Raw genomic sequence first — 16,966 nt, forward strand, 5'->3', positions numbered from 1 at the left:
AAGACTTAGAGCATAACTAAGATTTTGAACTTATAATCACTTCAAGCGCCTAGCAAGAAATACAGTATGAGTGCCTTATTATCAACAGCCTACCTTTCACCTGAAGAATATTTATACGGTGAGAATGATCGTGTGGAGGGTACACGTCATGAGTATGTGGCTGGTCAAGTGTATGCAATGATGGGAGCTAGCCGTGAACATAACCTACTCACGAGTAAGCTGTCTTTCACCTTAGGCTTACATCTACGCGGTAAACCTTGCCAAGTATTTCAATCCGATATGAAGGTGGGCATTCGCACTTTAAGCGCTGAATACTTTTACTATCCTGATGTACAAGTTACTTGTGCTGAAGAGCAAGAGCGCTACTACAATACCTCACCCTGCTTGATTATTGAGGTGCTTTCAGACAGCACCGCCCGCACCGATAGAACTGAAAAATTAGCCCACTATCGTCTGCTGCCCTCTTTGCAAGAATATATGTTGTGCTCACAAGACTTCCCCGCCATTGAACTTTATCGGCGCAGTACCGACTGGAAAGTGGAGCGCTTTATAGCAGGACAAAGCGTTACACTGGATTCTATCCAATTAGAGCTTAAAGTGAGTGATCTCTATGGCTTCTTACTCACCCCAGAAACCAACAATGCTCCCCAAGACTCGGCATCCTAAACAGGGCACTGTTTAAAAAATTGAAGCGGGGCGCTATAGGGTATTTCACTCGGTGGTGGCGATTTTAAAATGTGTTTTTTCATCTTACCCATCACATGCATTTCACACGGGCGACATTCAAATTTTAAGGTATAGGTTTCATTGCCCGATTTTAAGATCATAGGGTCTGCTTTAATTTGACCCATCACACCCTGCACTCCCTTCGCTTGCTTGGGACACAAATTAAACGAAAAGCGCAGGCAATGCTTAGTGATCATGACGCTCACCTCCCCCGCTTCCTCATGTGCTTCATAGGCTGCATCAATTACTTCAACCCCATGCTTGTGATAAAACTGCCAAGCCAGTGAGTTATACACATTAGCTAAATAGCTCAAGGTCTTTTCAGGATAAGGCACAGGTGGCTCAAGAGCGGCTTTACGAGTGGGACGAATCCAAGCCTTAAGTCGTGCCTGCTCCAAGCGCTCAATCGCTTCACGCCTTAAAGCATTTAAGCTTGAAGCTGGAATAAACCACGCTTGGGATAAATCGAGAACGATCTCTTGTGGGGCAAAAATAGTATTACCGAATTTGGCTAGATTATCGCGTAAAGTGCTCCATGCTTTAGTTGCATCCCGTGCGGGTTCTAACGCTTGGTTTAAAGTAGCACTCGCGCTTATCCCATCGGCATCGGTCAGTGTCAAAGTTAAACCCTTAGGCACTCCGCTCAATTTAACCCACACATCAATGTTGCGCTCGGCGGAAGGTTTTAATAAAGCTAATTCCCACGCATGATCCCGATTACGACTCACATCCGTTCCCACTTTCAAGCCCACTAAAGTACTGAGTTCATTGGGAACCACTCGATAAACAGTTTCACCCTCTTTTTGCTTAAGTACTTGCACAGTATTGGCTTGTAGCCCTACCACTTCGCGCTTACGCATAAAGTTAATGCCATCCCCATTACTCATCGCCTCAGTCGTGGCAATGTCGAGACTATCTTTACTCACCGCCACCACCGTACCTAAAGGCACACCCACAAATTTGGGCGAATCAAACGCGCCAATATCTTCATGGCGTCCGGTCGCAAAGTAATCGGTACTACCACGATGAAAGGTTTTATCGGGATTAGGGGTGAAGAAAATGTCGCTTTTGCCCGAACTAGCCGGCGCTAAATCGGAGCGCTGCGCAAAAATTTCATCAAGTAATTGGCGATAGTGCGCGGTGATATTTTTCACATAAGACACGTCTTTATAACGCCCCTCGATTTTGAGTGAACGTACCCCCGCATCCAATAGGGCTGCTAAATTAGTACTTTGATTATTGTCTTTCATCGACAATAGATGTTTTTCAAACGCGACCACCGCTCCGCTTTGATCAGTTAGGGTATAGGGCAAACGACACGCTTGCGAACAATCCCCTCGATTAGCGCTGCGTCCGGTTTCGGCGTGACTGATATAACATTGCCCCGAAAACGCCACACATAATGCACCGTGAATAAAGTACTCGATGGTAGCGCTATCACCCACGTATTCACTGATTTGTCTAACCTGTTGAATGGTTAATTCGCGTGCCAGTACTAATTGGGAAAAACCACTATCCGCTAAAAAACGTGCTTTTTCAGGGGTGCGAATATCGCATTGAGTCGAGGCATGTAATTCAATCGGCGGCAGATCGAGTTCTAATATCCCCATATCCTGCACAATCAGCGCATCGACTCCCGCCTCATATAGTTCATAAATCAGTTTACGCGCCGGTTCTAACTCAGCCTCATGCAAAATAGTATTGAGTGTGGCAAAAATACGAGCATGATAGCGATGCGCAAACTGGGCGAGTTCGGCAATATCGGCAACACTATTGCAGGCATTATGTCGCGCTCCAAAACTAGGTCCCCCAATATAAACCGCATCGGCTCCATGCAAAATCGCCTCGCGCCCAATTGCGGCCGTTTTAGCGGGAGCCAGTAATTCAACTTGGTGGGGGAGCAGACTCATAGCAAACTCAAGGAGTGGTGATCAAGGGCGGCTATTATAGGGATTGTGCACAGTACTCGCTACTGGGCACAAAAAACTCAATAGTTTAAAACCTTACTAGCCTTAAAGTCGGCTGCTAATAGCTACGAACCAGCAAGTTCTAGGTTTTACATAAAACGTATCCATTCGGCATTGATCTACCCCACTAACTATGTCACGCTCAAAACCACCGCTATTATTGAAGTTGATCTATGCTATCCACAATCCCCCAAATTCACCTTCACGCCGAGCTTAGTCTTAGTCGTTTGGTTTATGGCGCATGGCGTTTAGCTGAGGATAATGATACCTCTACTGCTCATATTCGAGCCAAGATTGACGCCTGCCTGCAACAAGGTATCACTAGCTTTGACCATGCTGATATTTACGGCAATTACAGTTGTGAGAGCTTATTTGGTAAGGTCTTAGCCGCAGCACCAAGCTTACGTGAGCACATGCAGCTTATTACCAAATGCGACATTATGCTCACTTCAAACCACTACCCAGAACGTCGCATTAAGTATTACGACACATCACCGCAACATATTGAGTATTCAGTGAATAATAGTCTGAGTCGTTTGCACACTGACTATTTAGATCTGCTACTGATTCATCGCCCTGATCCCTTTATGGATGCGCAAGCGACAGGTAAGGCACTAGATCAATTGATTGACAGCGGTAAGGTGCGTGCGGTTGGGGTATCCAATTTCAAAACGTGGGATTGGGATTTATTGCAAAGCGCTATGCACCATCGCTTAGTCACCAACCAGATTGAAATCAGCCTTTTGGAGCGTAGCTCTTTTCATGATGGTACTTTGGCACAGTTACAACGCCTTCATGTTAAACCGATGGCATGGTCACCTTTGGCGGGGGGGCGTTTATTACAAACTAATGCCAATACGCAAGCATTACAATCAGTAATGCAACGCATTGCGCATGCTCAACAAACCACTATTGATCAGGTAGCCCTTGCATGGTTACTGGCTCACCCCGCACAGATTATCCCCATCATAGGGACGAATCAGCTAGCTCGCATTCTTGATAGTTATAAAGCTTTTAATATTCAAATGGATAGACAAACTTGGTTTGAGCTATTAACAGCCGCACAAGGGCAGGAAGTACCCTGAGTGGCTCATAAGATAAGCTTTTCAATATCGGATGATATGGCATGCACGATCATATAAAGATCAGAATTTAGAATAGCTCCGACAACAGAGTTTACAGATGTTCTTAGAGGATAGTTTAAGGTGCTGCTAAATCAGATGTTATATTAGGAGTTAGTCATACTTCTATTCGTAAGTATACTGGACTTGCCTAGAGCGCTTAATTCTTTCAAATCATGAGTGACTATTATGAGTACTGTTCCACAAGCATCATTAGCGTACATTACTGAATCTGAGTACTTAGAAGGCGAGAAAATTAGCCCAGAACGTCATGAGTATGTTGCAGGGCAGGTATATTTAATGGCTGGCTCCAGCAAACGTCATAATCGTATTGCTAGGAGTTTCATTAATGGTCTAGCTAATGCAGCTAGTGAGAAAAATTGTGAGATTTATTTTTCTGATATTAAAGTCAAAATAGAAAAATATCAGTCTTATTATTATCCAGATGTCGTAATTAGTTGTGACGATAATGATGATGAATACTATCTAACTAATCCCTGTATAATTATAGAAGTCGCTTCTGACTCGACTATTCGCAAGGATTATTTGGAAAAGTCACTTGCTTATCAAAGTATTCCTTCACTACAAGCTTATTTAATAGTAGCCCAAGATAAAATTCAGATTGATATGCTAATACGTGATGAAAATAATGAGTGGCAATTGAAGAAGCTAGATAAGGCAGAGGAGCAGGTTTACTTTCCTTGCTTAAATGCATCCTTAAATTTAGCCAAAATTTATAATCAAGTAATGGAATAAATACTTTACTAAATATATGTTAAAAGCACTAATTAAAAACTTATTTTTCAGAGAGATTTATGTTTGCTTTGATAGCAAACTGTCCGATCATCAAATAATAGAAGCACTTAATAACAATTTAAAGCCATTACAAGATAAAATATCACATCAGTATAAGGAAAAGACTTTATTCGGATACACCAATAGTAAACAAGAGTGCTACATCACCACTCAAACCCTAGATACGCGTACAAAGGTATATTTTCAGGGAGTAATCAAGCCAAGCTCTAACAAAACACAACTATGTGGTATTTTAAATCGACCAAACTACTTGCTTATGTATAATCTAGCACTAATCTTATTTATACTTTGCTTACCTATTTTTTCTACAGGACAATGGGGGGGTACCTTGTTCAGTATAATTTTATTTAGCACAGCCGCTCTAATGAACATTATATTTAGTAGAACCAACTATCAAGAAGATTTTAACTTTATCATTACTAAACTAAACTTATTACTAGAATCAAATACATCACTAATTCCCCTAAAACCTACTAAGTGAAGCAAACTATAGTCTACTTCACCTAGTATTAAACGCTATTTACATTGCCCTAATCTTCTCCAATTGCCCCTGCAATTGCTCCATTGCTGCCCGTTGCTCCTCGGCTTGTTTCCTTGCCGTTTCGAGTACTTCGGGTTTAGCTTTTTCCACAAAGGCGGGATTACTTAAACGGCTTTCGACACCGATTAAGTTTTTCTGGATTTTTTCAATCTCTTTAGTCAAGCGAGCAATTTCAGCGTCTTTATCAATTAATCCGGCTAAGGGAATTAAAATCCGCATGTCACCCACCAGCGCCGTTGCAGACTCCGGTGCATCGCTATTCGCGTCTAACCAAGTGACTGAACCAATTTTGGCTAATGAACGCGCAAACGCTTCACTATTGGCAAACAATACTTGGTCTTGCTCAGTCCAGTTTTGCAGCAAAATATCCAGCACTTGACTAGGCTTAATATCCATTTCCGAGCGAATGGTGCGAATCCCGACAATAAACGCTTTAACCCACTCAATCTCAGCTAAGGCTTGCTGATCCACTTTAGCCTCATCCGCTAGCGGATAAGATTGCAGCATAATTGACTTGCCGTCTACTCCTGCTAAGCCCTTGATACTCTGCCAAATTTCTTCGGTAATAAAGGGCATAATTGGATGCAATAGACGTAAAGTATTCTCCAATACCCGTACTAGCGTTTGACGTGTACCGCGCTTTGCCGCCTCATTGGTATTAGCCTTACCTAAAATGGGTTTAGTCAGCTCTAAATACCAGTCACAGTATTCGTACCACATAAACTCATATAGGGATTTTGCTGCTAAATCAAAGCGATAGTTGTCAAGATGATCACGAGTTTCAGTAATGGTATTTTGCAATACGGACTGAATCCAGCGATCAGCCGAGGAATACTCCATCGGCAATGAGCTATCTAAACCTGTATCCTGCCCTTCACATTGCATTTCAACATAACGCGCCGCATTCCACAGCTTATTGCAGAAATTGCGGTAGCCTTCTAAACGTTGCAGGTCAAAGCGAATATCCCGCCCTGCTGTGGCAAAGGAGGCAAAGGTAAAGCGCAAGGCATCCGTACCATAAGCAGCAATTCCTTCAGGAAATTGCTTGCGCGTGGCTTTTTCAATCTTAGGCGCATCTTCAGGGCGCATCAGTCCGGTCGTGCGCTTTTGCACCAAGGTTTCTAAATCAATGCCGTCAATAATATCTAAGGGATCGAGCACATTCCCCTTAGACTTGGACATTTTCTGCCCTTCCGAGTCACGTACTAGACCGTGCATATACACATCGTGGAACGGTACATCGTTCATGAACTTCATGCCCATGATGATCATACGCGCCACCCAGAAAAAGATAATGTCAAAACCCGTGACTAAAGTACTGGTCGGGTAAAAGGTTTTGAGCGCCTCAGCATCAACATTAGGCCAGCCCAAGGTCGAAAATGGCCATAGTGCCGAAGAGAACCATGTATCGAGTACATCGGAGTCTTGTTTGAGTAATAGATCGGAGGCGAGATTATATTTTTGACGCACTTCAGCTTCATTGCGCCCTACATACGCATTACCTGCTGCGTCATACCATGCAGGGATACGATGTCCCCACCATAATTGACGCGAAATGCACCAATCTTCTAGATTATTCATCCATTGGAAATAGGTTTTATCCCAAGTACTCGGTATGAATTTAATGCGTCCACTTGCTACCGCCTCAATCGCAGGTCTAGCCAATGCAGCCTTACCGCCCAGACGACCATCATCGAGCACTTCACGGGTCAGATCGACATACCATTGATCGGTTAAGAAAGGCTCAATCACTGTGCCCGAACGGTCACTGCGCGGAACCATGAGTTTATGATCCTCGATTTTAGCGAGTAACCCTAACTCATCCATTTTCGCCACTATGGTTTTACGGGCTGCATAGCGTTCTAAACCGCGATACTGCTCTGGCGCATTGTCATTGAGGTGTGCGTCAATGGTGAAAATATTAATAAGCGGCAGGTTATGACGCTTACCTACTTGATAGTCATTAAAATCATGCGCTGGGGTAATTTTCACACAACCCGTACCCTTTTCAGGATCGGCGTATTCATCCCCTACAATGGGAATTAAGCGCCCTACAATCGGCAGTACTACCTGTTTACCAATCAAATGTTGATAACGTGCATCATTAGGATGAACCGCAACGGCGGTATCGCCCAGCATCGTTTCAGGGCGTGTGGTCGCTACGGTTAAATACTCAGTGGTAGCATTACCCTGCTCATCCGCAACCGGATAGCGGAAATGCCACATATTACCGTTTTCTTCTTCGGATACGACCTCCAGATCAGAAACAGCAGTATGCAGTACTGTATCCCAATTAACTAAGCGCTTGCCGCGATAAATCAAACCTTCTTCATGCAAACGCACGAATACTTCAATGACTGCCTCGGATAAGCCTTCATCCATGGTAAAGCGTTCACGACTCCAATCGGGTGAAGTCCCCAAACGGCGCAATTGGCTAGTGATGGTATTGCCAGACTGCTCTTTCCATTGCCAGACTTTTTCGAGGAACTGGTCGCGTCCTAGATCGTGGCGTGTTACACCTTGTTTATTTAACTGGCGTTCAACCACCATTTGCGTGGCAATGCCTGCGTGATCCGTACCGGGTTGATAGAGAGTTTTATCGCCTTTCATACGGTGATAGCGCGTCAAGGTATCAATGACCATCTGATTAAAGCCATGCCCCATGTGCAACGTACCCGTCACATTGGGCGGCGGAATCATAATGCAAAAGGGAGTGCCGTTACCTTGGGGTGCAAAATAGCCCTGTTGTTCCCACTCCTGATACCAGCGTTGTTCAATGTCTTTAGGTTGATAGGTCTTATCCATGAGATCAGCTTGAAATTTTTAAAAGAGAGGCATTATAGCGGTATTTAGCTAGTTTGGCATATGACACGTACTTACCAAACCAAAGAGATAGAGAGACCTTTTTACCTTGCGGTTCTGAAGTGAAGCAGTTAGCTTTAAAGTCTACCAACCGCAAGAGGAATCACCATGTTAAAATCAGTATTATCCCTATCTGCCGCCTTATTCTTAAGCCTCTCCATAGCCTATGCAGAAGAACCCTTTGACCCCGGAGTACCCGCTCCCAAAGTCAGCGCTGATTATTACAATGGTGCTGAAAAAGTAGTGGTGCATGTCTCAGAGGCAGGCGATGAGAAAAAATATTTAGGTATTGCCGCTAATATTAACAACTACATCAAAGCACTAGATAGCACAGGCAAAAAAACTGAAGCTATTGTAGTCATGAACGGTGATGGTCTAGGCATGCTCAAAGTAGCCAAAGATGTAGAAATGGAAAACGAAGCTAAACTTCCGCAACGTATTGCTGATCTGAAGGCTAAAGGTGTGAAATTCCAGATTTGCTACAACACTTTAACTGGACGCAAAATCAAAATGGATGAACTCTATGACGCTAAGGCTGAGGATGTCATTCCCTCTGGTGTCGCGGAGGTGGGACGCCTAGAGGCTCAAGGGTATCGATTATTAAAACCCTAATTCTCACAACCATAGTTCACCCTTTGGCTATTTAGACCTTTATCTAGGGTAAACCTGCACAGGGCTTAAGCGTTCACTATACTATCAACTTCATTCGTACTATGAGGTATTAGAATGCGCGTTTTAAGCCCATTATTCCTTGCCAGCTTGCTCAGTAGTTTATTAGCGTCTCCGGTCACTTATGCGGATGCTAAAATGGAGCAAGTCGTTAGTCGTTATTTAGCAGGTGTGGCTAAAGTACTCGGTGGCACTGAGCAAAAAGGCGTGCGTAAAGCTGCTTTAGGTGATCTCGATAATGATGGAGACAAAGACCTAGTAGTGTCATTCCTGTTAGAAGGTATAGGGGGAGGTAATAGCTGGGGACAGCATATCGCTGTGTTCCGTAATGACCGTGGTACTTATAAAGGTGTCACCGATGAAGTAGTAGGCGGCAAATTCTTTCGCTACTTCAATTTAGAAGGCGTGTTGAATCAAAAAATTATTGGTATTACCGAAATCTGTCCAGCAGGTGAAGCTCAAGGTATGTGCTCTAAACCTGCTTTAGGTACAGTCTCTTTCACTCTAGTCAAAGATAAAATTGTCGAGCGTAAATGATTGACTTTTCTATTTTATTTAAGCCAAACAATTAAAATCCTCACCTGTTTGGAGAGTGAGGATCTTTAATATCAGCACTCTATTCAATTAGCCAAAGTACCACTTAATACATAATTAGCAGAAAAGGTGGTGTTGCTAGGATGCAATAATATATTACTCACTAATACATTAATATCATTGCCAGGCCCTGCAAACAAAGCAAAACCATCCATATCAATATCGGTATTTAAATAGCCTTTATAAGCATAATTAGAATTGAACAAGAGATTATCTTTAGCTATTAGGACACTACTTAAAATATTGCTGGTATCATTATTAGGACCATTGGCAATAATATAAGTATCCAAATTAGCATTACCTGCCCACATTAATGCACTTTCTCCTATTAAAGCACGGCTATTCATGCCATAACTGGCTGTACTCATTAAACTAAAATCAATGTGAGTAGTACCACCTAAGGTTAAAGCAATAGGCGACTGACTCATTACACCTAAATGATTACGGTGTCTTAAGGCGATATAATAAGACCCATTACTCACCCCTAATAAATGTAAATTAGGACTGTCTGTACTAGCAGCCACGATAGTACCACTGCGAGTTAACAAAGCGGCTTGACGTGCTACGATTAAAGTGGGATTTAAAGTATTACGTAACTCTACTATTATCCAATCCACTACTGCATTCAATCCTGATTGAGCCAGCCGTGTACTATTGATAGCTTCATTACCTGTATAATTAAAAGCGGCATAATTGCCATAAGGTTGATTTAAAGGAATTAGATTTAAAGTTCTTAAATTATCTTTCATTAAACCACTACCAGCATCATAACTACCTTGCAGTAATGCTTTAATACTTAAATTAACCCCTTCAGGCATATCTGTAACATTAATAGTGAGGGTTTGAGTATCCATGCCACCTTTATTATCACTAGCACTGACTATAATCATATACTGATTATTAGCCCCAGTATCTTGCGGAGACTCATAATCTGGTACAGCCTTAAAGGTTAATACCCCGGTACTAGCATTTATAGTAAATAAAGCTGCATCAATACCCCCAGCTAAAGCGTAACTGAGCGTATCATTATCCGCATCCGTAGCGGTAACTGTGGTTACTGTATTGGTACCTTCTGGAATATTAATAACCGCACTATCCCCACCACCATTACTCGTAATAATAGGAGGACTATTAGCAGCAACGATAGCTACCTGATGATCTTCTACCTCACCATCAACTACCGATTGAATAGCAGTAATATTTGAAGTACTCGACCACCTTAGTCTTAATATGCCCATCAAAGCCGCAGTACTTGGCACACTCACATTCAATGTGATGAGTCCCACACTACTATGGCTATCACCCGTTAGATTATCTTGGATGTCGTGCGCTATTTGCTCATCGAGGTCAAATACACCATTATTATTCCAATCGAGCCAAGCATTTAAGTACCCGGCTCCTTTGACTTGAATTGTTAGAGTCCCCGTTATTCCCTGAGCTAAAGCAGAACCTATGAGTGCATCTTCATCGTCACCGCCATTAGTATCATCAGCCTGTGCATTATTGCTATAGAGTGCGCTATTTTCACTATCCGGTGGATTAGTCCCTAGATAAACCCCATTATTCACTAACGTATGACGTGCACTACCATAGGTGCTAGGCGCATCACCAAAATCATATGCTGCACTAGCAGGACAGGCCGCCGCAACAGGGGTGACTAGCTCTGTAACTTGTGCGGCACTAAGAGTAAAACCTACTCCTGCAATCACTAAACGACGTGGTACTCCGCTCCCCTCAGGATCTTGAGGATTGGCTTCAATTGAACCTGTATAGTTGCCTCCTTTTGAAGCAATCGCCGCAACTGTTGGCGTTTTTTCAGCATCAAAAACAGCACTTACCGGAAAAGCAGCGACGGCAAACTTTACACCTTGTGCTTTAAATTTATTGTAGGTAGTGAAGTTAGAACCATCATCCGGATCAAACGCTTGACCCGCTATATCCAGCAAGGTTGAACCCGCATGCTCATGTCGCACTGCATCTGTAAAAATCACTATTTGCAAGGGTCGAGTTAAGTCACGTCCCAACTCCTTTAAGGGGCTTACAATTAGTGCAGAAGTAGTACTAGCATTAGCATCTAAACCAAAGCTCGCCTGATAGAGTGCAGCGACTGTGTTATCACTACTATAATCATGATAGGCCGTGCCAAAACCAAATTGTTTAATAGGCATGCTTAAAGCACTACTAGAAAAGTCGCGCTCAAAATAAATATTTTGCCCCGGAGTAGGCGTAATTCCAAGCATATCCCCCGCATAATGCGCCGTCGCAATTCGGGTTGCTGGATTAGCCTTTAATAACTCTTGGCTAATAGTGACCACATTACTCGCAAAAGTACTGTATTCCGCACTGTCCACTGAACCCGAATTATCCAAGAGGAATAACACATCAGTACCCCCTGATGCTGTACATATATTGGTATTATTAATAATGGGCAAATACTTTTCTAAGTTGACACTATAATCCTCTACCTCGCCATTAGTCGCTATTCCTGCACTTGCATCTAAATTAGGAGTAGTACTCCAACGAAATCTTGCATAACTCACTCCACCCCCTAATCCCAAAGGCGGAGTAATAGTGACTGTAATAGTGCCCATAGCGGTATTAGTATCACCTACGGCATTATCTGCTAGAGCAGTGATAACTTGCTCATCCACATCATAGAAATCACCGTCCCGATTCCAATCGATCCAAGCATTTAAATAACCACCGGATCCTGTAACATTAATGCTTAAACTCGCTGGCGTTTGAGCAACCCATTTGCCGGGCAAAATCACACCGTCCTCATCGTCGCTTACTAGTTTATCATCACCATCGGCGGTTAAGGTCGGACTAGATTGTGTATCGGCATCAACTAGAACACCCATTTTTACAGTTGAGCTAATACTATGCGCCGGACTGCCATAAGTAGCGGGCGCATCGCCATAATCCTTATAACTTGAAGGCACACAACTCTGCTCATTCAATACTAACTCGTCCACAATGGCATAGGCATTGTCACGCTCTGCGACCAAACTACTTTTACGTAAGCCAAACATAACATAGGGCATATTGACGCTAGGATTCATGTCAATTTCTACATTATGCCAACCATTTTCCCACTGATGGTTAATGGCTGTTGCTCCTAGCAAGGTGTAGCCTGCATCCCCCTCTTTATTATCGGAGCCTGCTAAGGGAATACTGCTAGGGCAGGCAGTACGCCCCAAAGCTATTAAATGCCCCGACACATCCCCCCCCGTTGAAAAACCCGTATTATCTAAATAACCAATACGCATTTTGAGGCGATAGGACTTGCCCGCAATTAGAGGATTTTTTAAACATTGACCTACATACTCGGCATAATCTTCTGTTTTAGCAGTAATAAAGCCTACAGCGCCCCCTTTAGTCGTTGTCGAGGAATAAGGTAATAAATGCGTAGCATGACCCACCGCAGTAGGGCTTAATACTCCGGGGTCTTTTACCCCATTATCGTGCCAAAAATCGGTAGTACCCTGAGTCGTTTGATGCCAATTATGGAGACGATCCACTTGGCTAGAGTTGGGATAGCTCCAATCATTGGGTAAAGCACTATAAGACTCAAAATCAGGGTTATAAAAATAAGAATCTACTAATTGCGCGGAGCAAACGGGAGCGGCAGAGGCTATGGGAATACTCGGTAATAATACGACCCACCATACTATTAATAAACGCAGTAATGCCTTCAAAAATAAATTCTTAGATTTAGACATTTAGTTGCTTCCGCAAACAAAATTAATTTTAATTATTCTCAGTGAGAAAGTATCCCACTACTTTGTAGCGTTTAAGTATAACCTGAATCTATTCAACTAAGATAATAATTATTCAAATAGCGCCTACTACCCAATCTTAAGCACTGATATGCTCCTGAGAACCTAGGGCAATCACTTGAACGTTTAGTAGTAAAAGAGGCATAAAGGATTTTTTGCCCCAAAGGACATACCCGATGCTGCCCCCATCTGTCACTACGATCAGCCGTCTATTAGAACAGTTGTCTGGTCTAGAAGACCCCCGCCAGCAAGCCAAAGTCCTTTACCCACTCCCCGAAATTTTGCTATTAGGTTTAGCCAGCAGTCTAGCAGGGGCAGACGATATAGTGGAAATGGTGCGCTGGGCAAAGCTGAACGCGGACTCCTGCGCCGCTATTATCCCTATGCACGGGGTTTCCCCAACCATGACACGGTGAGTGATGTGTTCAATGCGCTGAATGCCCCACTGTTTTCAGAACTGTTCATTAGTTGGACTATCGGTAAAGGTCTAAGGGCGCACAACTATGTAGAGCGAACACCTACATAGGGCGAACACCTAGGTTCGCCCCTACGGTTATTGACGTTGATTGGGATTATTTACACGGGCGAGTGCTGGCTTTATCGGCTAGCTGTCGCGCTTTTTCATTAGCTTTGGCTTGAGGTTTGACAATATCAGTCACACAGATCGACTGTTTAGTGACCTTACTTACTACTAGATAGGAAGTGATTTTACTAGAATCTTCGGGGTCTTCTGATGCGTTATAGCGCACAATCAAGGCAATCGGTTGTGTACTACTGCCTTGTTTTAGCATACGCCATTCGGCTTTTTCACCTAAGGCTGAAAAACCACTGGAAACCTTACTGATTAAATCCAGTTCATGCACTTTGCCTTGAGGTGTGACCACATTGATGGATTGGCGCAAATCACCTTCTGTGACTTGCAGGCTGTACCCCGCTATACCTTTGCATTGTCCTTTGTACCACCCCGAACCTTCTTCATCTGATTCTAGGGTTTTGCAGGTTGGGGTATTGAGACTGGTATAAGCACTACTAGGCGTAGCTGCCTGTGCCGAATGGACTAATAACACAGCACACCCTACTAACATCCAAACTTTCATCATTTCAACTCCTGCGCTAAAACACCTAGCTTAAAGCAAAACCTAGTACTTGCCCATGAAATCAAACGCTTATCAGACTCGCGGCAAAGTCACTTTAAATACTGTGCCGCCCCTGTCTCGATTGAGGCAAAGTACCTCGCCACCATGACGGGTGGCAATTTGGCGTACCAAACTTAAACCCAAACCCCAACCACCCTGTCCTTCGCCATGTCCAGCAGGTCGATAAAATGGCTCAAACACATGAGCTAATGCCTCTGCTGGGATGCCTTTACCTCGATCACTAATCGTTAGCAATATATTATTCACCCCTTGAGCGACTAATTTAGCCTCAATCGGCTCTCCTCCGTGACGTTTAGCATTCTCTAATAAATTACGGATTAAGCGCCGCAATAATCGCGTATCCCCTTCAGTTTGTAGCGCTTCTGCCTCACCCTCTAAACCTAAGCGTGCACACTCCTCCGCTAGTAAACCCGCTAAATCAACTGCTTGCTTAGTGAGTGGAATTTCTAAAGTATCTAGGCGACTCGCTAGTAATATTTCCTCCACCAATTGATTAAGCTCATTCATATCATGGCGTAGGGACAGTACTTGATTAGACGTTTCAAGCTCATTTTGCTCCGCCAGCAGTGCTAAACCCATTTGCATACGGGCTAAGGGAGAACGTAACTCATGGGAGGCATTGGCGAGTAATTGACGTTGTGAGGCCAGTAGCGCCTGAATACGCTCAGCAGACTGATTAAAACTGGTCGCCAGTACCGCTACTTCGTCACAACCTTGCACAGGCAAACGGGTATCCAGCTTACCCTCGCCTAAAGCCTCAACGCCTTGCTTCAGTTGCTCTAGGCGGCGCGTTAAGCGTTTAGAAATCGGATAAGCCCCTAAAGACACCACTAAGGCAGACAACACTAAAAAAGGAAAGATGGGTACACGCTTATTAGGATGTTGCTCCTGTAAATGAAAAGCCGTAGTCGCGACCAAAATCGAAACTAAAATAACGCTCCCGACTACCACCGCATAAATCTGCCAAAACAAACGTTTACGTAACCGCCAAAAACTGCCTCGCTCCCGATGCTTACAAGACTGTTTATGTTTAAACCTTCTCATAAACCATCATCGCCATCTTGACTACGCGCAAAAATATAACCTGCTCCACGTAAGGTCAGAATGCGCCGTGGATGTTTAGGATTATCTTCAATTGCCGCTCTTAGCCTTGAAATATGCACATCAATAGAGCGATCAAATGCCTCTAAAGCTTCCCCTTTGACCAAATCCATTAATTGCTCACGACTCAAAACGCGCCCCGCTCGTTCTGCCATGGCGACCAGTAGATCAAACTGATAACTCGTCACCTCACGCACTTGCCCCTCCAAACGAATTTCCCGCGCTTCTCGATCAATCTCTAGGCGTCCAAATTGTAAGGTAGGTAAATGCTCTTGGTTTAAAGCACTGCGGCGTAAAATGGCTTTAATCCGTGCCTTTAATTCACGCGGCTCAAAGGGTTTGGGTAAATAATCATCCGCTCCCAATTCCAAGCCAATAATACGATCCGTCGCATCACCCCGCGCAGTGAGCATTAAAATGGGGATTGCCGCACTAGATCCAGTACGCAGTTCACGGCAGAGATCTAGACCATCCGCATCAGGCAACATTAAATCGAGAATAATCAATGACCATGCCTGTTGACGCGCTAATTGCAACCCTGCTTTACCTGTATAGGCGGGCGTGACGTGATAGCCTGCTGAGCCTAAGTATTCGGCGAGCATTTGGCTGAGGCGCACATCATCATCAATGATTAATAAGGATTCAGGCATGGTAGTGAAGTCTCATAATGGTTTAACCCCTCCCAGCCTCCCCTTATCAAGAGAGGAGTAATACAACATTGCTAGTGTGTGGGTACTCTTTATTCCCTCCCTTGATAAGGGGAGGGTTAGGGAGGGGTTTATCATATCATTTAATAAACCAAATCGGCGGCTTTAGCGCGTTGCTCCGGTGTGGCTTGGATGCTATCTAAAATAGCACTTAAGGGTTTAGGCTTTTCGCCCGGAATCACGACGGTAGCCTGAGCACCCATATGTCCGTGACGATAGTGGTGATGATTGCTAGCCTTACCTGCCATTAAACCGAGGAAGAAAATTAATACCGCAGCGCCAATTACCTTCCAACGGCGTTTGCCGTGACATTTACCGTGCTGCATCCATTGTTCCCGACTCCAGCCACAACGACCGCGTGGTGTTTCCGCTTCGGGTGCTGCTTGATTAGCATTAGCAGCCGTATTGTCAGTAGTAGTCTCAGTTTCAGTAGGCTTATTTAAGTCAGTCATGTTCATACTCCAAAGTTTATTAGTTGTCTTACTGATCTTTTGGATCAGACGCCTGTTGTTGTTGGCATGGATGTAGTATGAGGTGACGCCTTTGCTGGAATGTGGTGGCTAGGTAAAGAAATGTAAAGTAGGCTCACTAGGAATCTACCGCATTATGGCTATTGGCGGGTGCTGTTGCGCTCGGTATGGTGTACACTTTTGCCGTCTTACCATGACTGAAAAGGGGTTTCATGATGCCTTATTATGTATATCGAATTACCCAACCAACCCCCATTATTAAGAATTTAGAACTTAAATCCACCTTTGAAACCTATCCAGAGGCTCGTAATGCAGTACGTGATTTACGTGCTAATGCGCCGCTAGGGGATAATGCTACTTATAAACTGGTTCACGCCGCTAGCGAGCTAGAAGCCGAAGAGCTACTACAAACCCCACGCGAAAAACCCGTACTGATGGAGTGGGAGAAGTAATCAC

14 protein-coding genes are annotated in these 16,966 nt (G+C 43.9%); 7 read left to right on the forward strand and 7 right to left on the reverse strand.

The features are described 5' to 3' along the window. The first annotated feature begins 66 nt into the window (after positions 1 to 66). Positions 67 to 666 carry a Uma2 family endonuclease gene (locus IPL34_RS17075; RefSeq protein ID WP_296842703.1) on the forward strand — a complete coding sequence of 200 codons (600 nt, stop codon included), beginning with the start codon at positions 67 to 69 and terminating at the stop codon, positions 664 to 666. On the opposite strand, the gene IPL34_RS17080 is transcribed toward IPL34_RS17075, so the two are convergent. Next, positions 663 to 2,636, reverse strand: a complete 1,974-nt coding sequence (locus IPL34_RS17080) for a U32 family peptidase (RefSeq protein WP_296842704.1) — start codon at positions 2,634 to 2,636, stop codon at positions 663 to 665. The two genes, IPL34_RS17075 and IPL34_RS17080, sit on opposite strands and share 4 nt — an antisense overlap. A gap of 230 nt (positions 2,637 to 2,866) precedes the next feature. Between IPL34_RS17080 and IPL34_RS17085 the strand changes: the two genes are divergently transcribed. Together IPL34_RS17085 and IPL34_RS17090 are read left to right on the forward strand one after the other, a co-directional pair. After that, entirely contained in the window at positions 2,867 to 3,778 is a 912-nt protein-coding gene (locus tag IPL34_RS17085) for an aldo/keto reductase family oxidoreductase (RefSeq protein WP_296842705.1), read from the forward strand. Between the two features lie 225 nt (positions 3,779 to 4,003). Then, on the forward strand, positions 4,004 to 4,570 hold the full coding sequence (locus IPL34_RS17090) for a Uma2 family endonuclease (protein WP_296842706.1): 567 nt from the start codon (positions 4,004 to 4,006) through the stop codon (positions 4,568 to 4,570). A 580-nt stretch (positions 4,571 to 5,150) separates the two neighbouring features. Here IPL34_RS17090 and IPL34_RS17095 read toward each other — a convergent pair. Next, positions 5,151 to 7,976 (reverse strand): valine--tRNA ligase, encoded by a 2,826-nt coding sequence (locus IPL34_RS17095; protein ID WP_296842707.1) that lies wholly within the window; start codon positions 7,974 to 7,976, stop codon positions 5,151 to 5,153. Between the two features lie 165 nt (positions 7,977 to 8,141). On the opposite strand from IPL34_RS17095, the gene IPL34_RS17100 reads away from it, so the two are divergent. Both IPL34_RS17100 and IPL34_RS17105 read left to right on the forward strand, forming a co-directional pair. Then, positions 8,142 to 8,645: a DsrE family protein gene (locus IPL34_RS17100; protein ID WP_296842708.1), complete on the forward strand. Its 504-nt coding sequence runs from the start codon at positions 8,142 to 8,144 to the stop codon at positions 8,643 to 8,645. A gap of 114 nt (positions 8,646 to 8,759) precedes the next feature. Further along, positions 8,760 to 9,239 (forward strand): hypothetical protein, encoded by a 480-nt coding sequence (locus IPL34_RS17105; RefSeq protein WP_296842709.1) that lies wholly within the window; start codon positions 8,760 to 8,762, stop codon positions 9,237 to 9,239. Between the two features lie 83 nt (positions 9,240 to 9,322). Here the strand turns inward: IPL34_RS17105 and IPL34_RS17110 are convergent, their stop codons facing one another. Continuing rightward, positions 9,323 to 13,018: a GEVED domain-containing protein gene (locus tag IPL34_RS17110; RefSeq protein WP_296842710.1), complete on the reverse strand. Its 3,696-nt coding sequence runs from the start codon at positions 13,016 to 13,018 to the stop codon at positions 9,323 to 9,325. 233 nt (positions 13,019 to 13,251) lie between these two features. On the opposite strand from IPL34_RS17110, the gene IPL34_RS17115 reads away from it, so the two are divergent. Then, on the forward strand, positions 13,252 to 13,491 hold the full coding sequence (locus tag IPL34_RS17115; protein ID WP_296842711.1) for a transposase family protein: 240 nt from the start codon (positions 13,252 to 13,254) through the stop codon (positions 13,489 to 13,491). Between the two features lie 156 nt (positions 13,492 to 13,647). On the opposite strand, the gene IPL34_RS17120 is transcribed toward IPL34_RS17115, so the two are convergent. The 4 genes from IPL34_RS17120 to IPL34_RS17135 all read right to left on the reverse strand — a co-directional run bounded on the left by IPL34_RS17120 (position 13,648) and on the right by IPL34_RS17135 (position 16,492). Further along, complete coding sequence (locus IPL34_RS17120) at positions 13,648 to 14,175, reverse strand: hypothetical protein (protein ID WP_296842712.1); 528 nt, start codon at positions 14,173 to 14,175, stop codon at positions 13,648 to 13,650. A gap of 69 nt (positions 14,176 to 14,244) precedes the next feature. Then, positions 14,245 to 15,276, reverse strand: coding sequence for an ATP-binding protein (locus IPL34_RS17125; RefSeq protein ID WP_296842713.1), 1,032 nt, complete (start codon positions 15,274 to 15,276; stop codon positions 14,245 to 14,247). After that, a complete protein-coding gene (locus IPL34_RS17130) occupies positions 15,273 to 15,983 on the reverse strand; it encodes a response regulator transcription factor (protein WP_296842714.1) in 711 nt (236 codons plus the stop codon). The genes IPL34_RS17125 and IPL34_RS17130 overlap by 4 nt, the downstream gene beginning before the upstream one ends. Positions 15,984 to 16,123: 140 nt before the next feature. Further along, on the reverse strand, positions 16,124 to 16,492 hold the full coding sequence (locus tag IPL34_RS17135) for a hypothetical protein (RefSeq protein WP_296842715.1): 369 nt from the start codon (positions 16,490 to 16,492) through the stop codon (positions 16,124 to 16,126). A gap of 230 nt (positions 16,493 to 16,722) precedes the next feature. Here IPL34_RS17135 and IPL34_RS17140 point away from each other — a divergent pair, with 230 nt between their 5' ends. After that, positions 16,723 to 16,962 (forward strand): hypothetical protein, encoded by a 240-nt coding sequence (locus IPL34_RS17140; protein WP_296842716.1) that lies wholly within the window; start codon positions 16,723 to 16,725, stop codon positions 16,960 to 16,962. Positions 16,963 to 16,966: the final 4 nt, after the last annotated feature.

The sequence above is a fragment of the Thiofilum sp. genome (genome assembly GCF_016711335.1).
Lineage (GTDB): Bacteria > Pseudomonadota > Gammaproteobacteria > Thiotrichales > Thiotrichaceae > Thiofilum.

What these genes read in the sequence shown, in the direction of transcription:
- IPL34_RS17075 (WP_296842703.1), top strand. Translation starts at nt 67, where the DNA reads ATGAGTGCCTTATTATCAACAGCCTACCTTTCACCTGAAGAATATTTA.
- IPL34_RS17105 (WP_296842709.1), top strand. Translation starts at nt 8,760, where the DNA reads ATGCGCGTTTTAAGCCCATTATTCCTTGCCAGCTTGCTCAGTAGTTTA.
- IPL34_RS17120 (WP_296842712.1), bottom strand. Translation starts at nt 14,175, where the DNA reads ATGATGAAAGTTTGGATGTTAGTAGGGTGTGCTGTGTTATTAGTCCAT.
- IPL34_RS17125 (WP_296842713.1), bottom strand. Translation starts at nt 15,276, where the DNA reads ATGAGAAGGTTTAAACATAAACAGTCTTGTAAGCATCGGGAGCGAGGC.
- IPL34_RS17090 (WP_296842706.1), top strand. Translation starts at nt 4,004, where the DNA reads ATGAGTACTGTTCCACAAGCATCATTAGCGTACATTACTGAATCTGAG.
- IPL34_RS17085 (WP_296842705.1), top strand. Translation starts at nt 2,867, where the DNA reads ATGCTATCCACAATCCCCCAAATTCACCTTCACGCCGAGCTTAGTCTT.
- IPL34_RS17100 (WP_296842708.1), top strand. Translation starts at nt 8,142, where the DNA reads ATGTTAAAATCAGTATTATCCCTATCTGCCGCCTTATTCTTAAGCCTC.
- IPL34_RS17095 (WP_296842707.1), bottom strand. Translation starts at nt 7,976, where the DNA reads ATGGATAAGACCTATCAACCTAAAGACATTGAACAACGCTGGTATCAG.
- IPL34_RS17135 (WP_296842715.1), bottom strand. Translation starts at nt 16,492, where the DNA reads ATGACTGACTTAAATAAGCCTACTGAAACTGAGACTACTACTGACAAT.
- IPL34_RS17140 (WP_296842716.1), top strand. Translation starts at nt 16,723, where the DNA reads ATGATGCCTTATTATGTATATCGAATTACCCAACCAACCCCCATTATT.
- IPL34_RS17110 (WP_296842710.1), bottom strand. Translation starts at nt 13,018, where the DNA reads ATGTCTAAATCTAAGAATTTATTTTTGAAGGCATTACTGCGTTTATTA.
- IPL34_RS17080 (WP_296842704.1), bottom strand. Translation starts at nt 2,636, where the DNA reads ATGAGTCTGCTCCCCCACCAAGTTGAATTACTGGCTCCCGCTAAAACG.
- IPL34_RS17115 (WP_296842711.1), top strand. Translation starts at nt 13,252, where the DNA reads ATGCTGCCCCCATCTGTCACTACGATCAGCCGTCTATTAGAACAGTTG.
- IPL34_RS17130 (WP_296842714.1), bottom strand. Translation starts at nt 15,983, where the DNA reads ATGCCTGAATCCTTATTAATCATTGATGATGATGTGCGCCTCAGCCAA.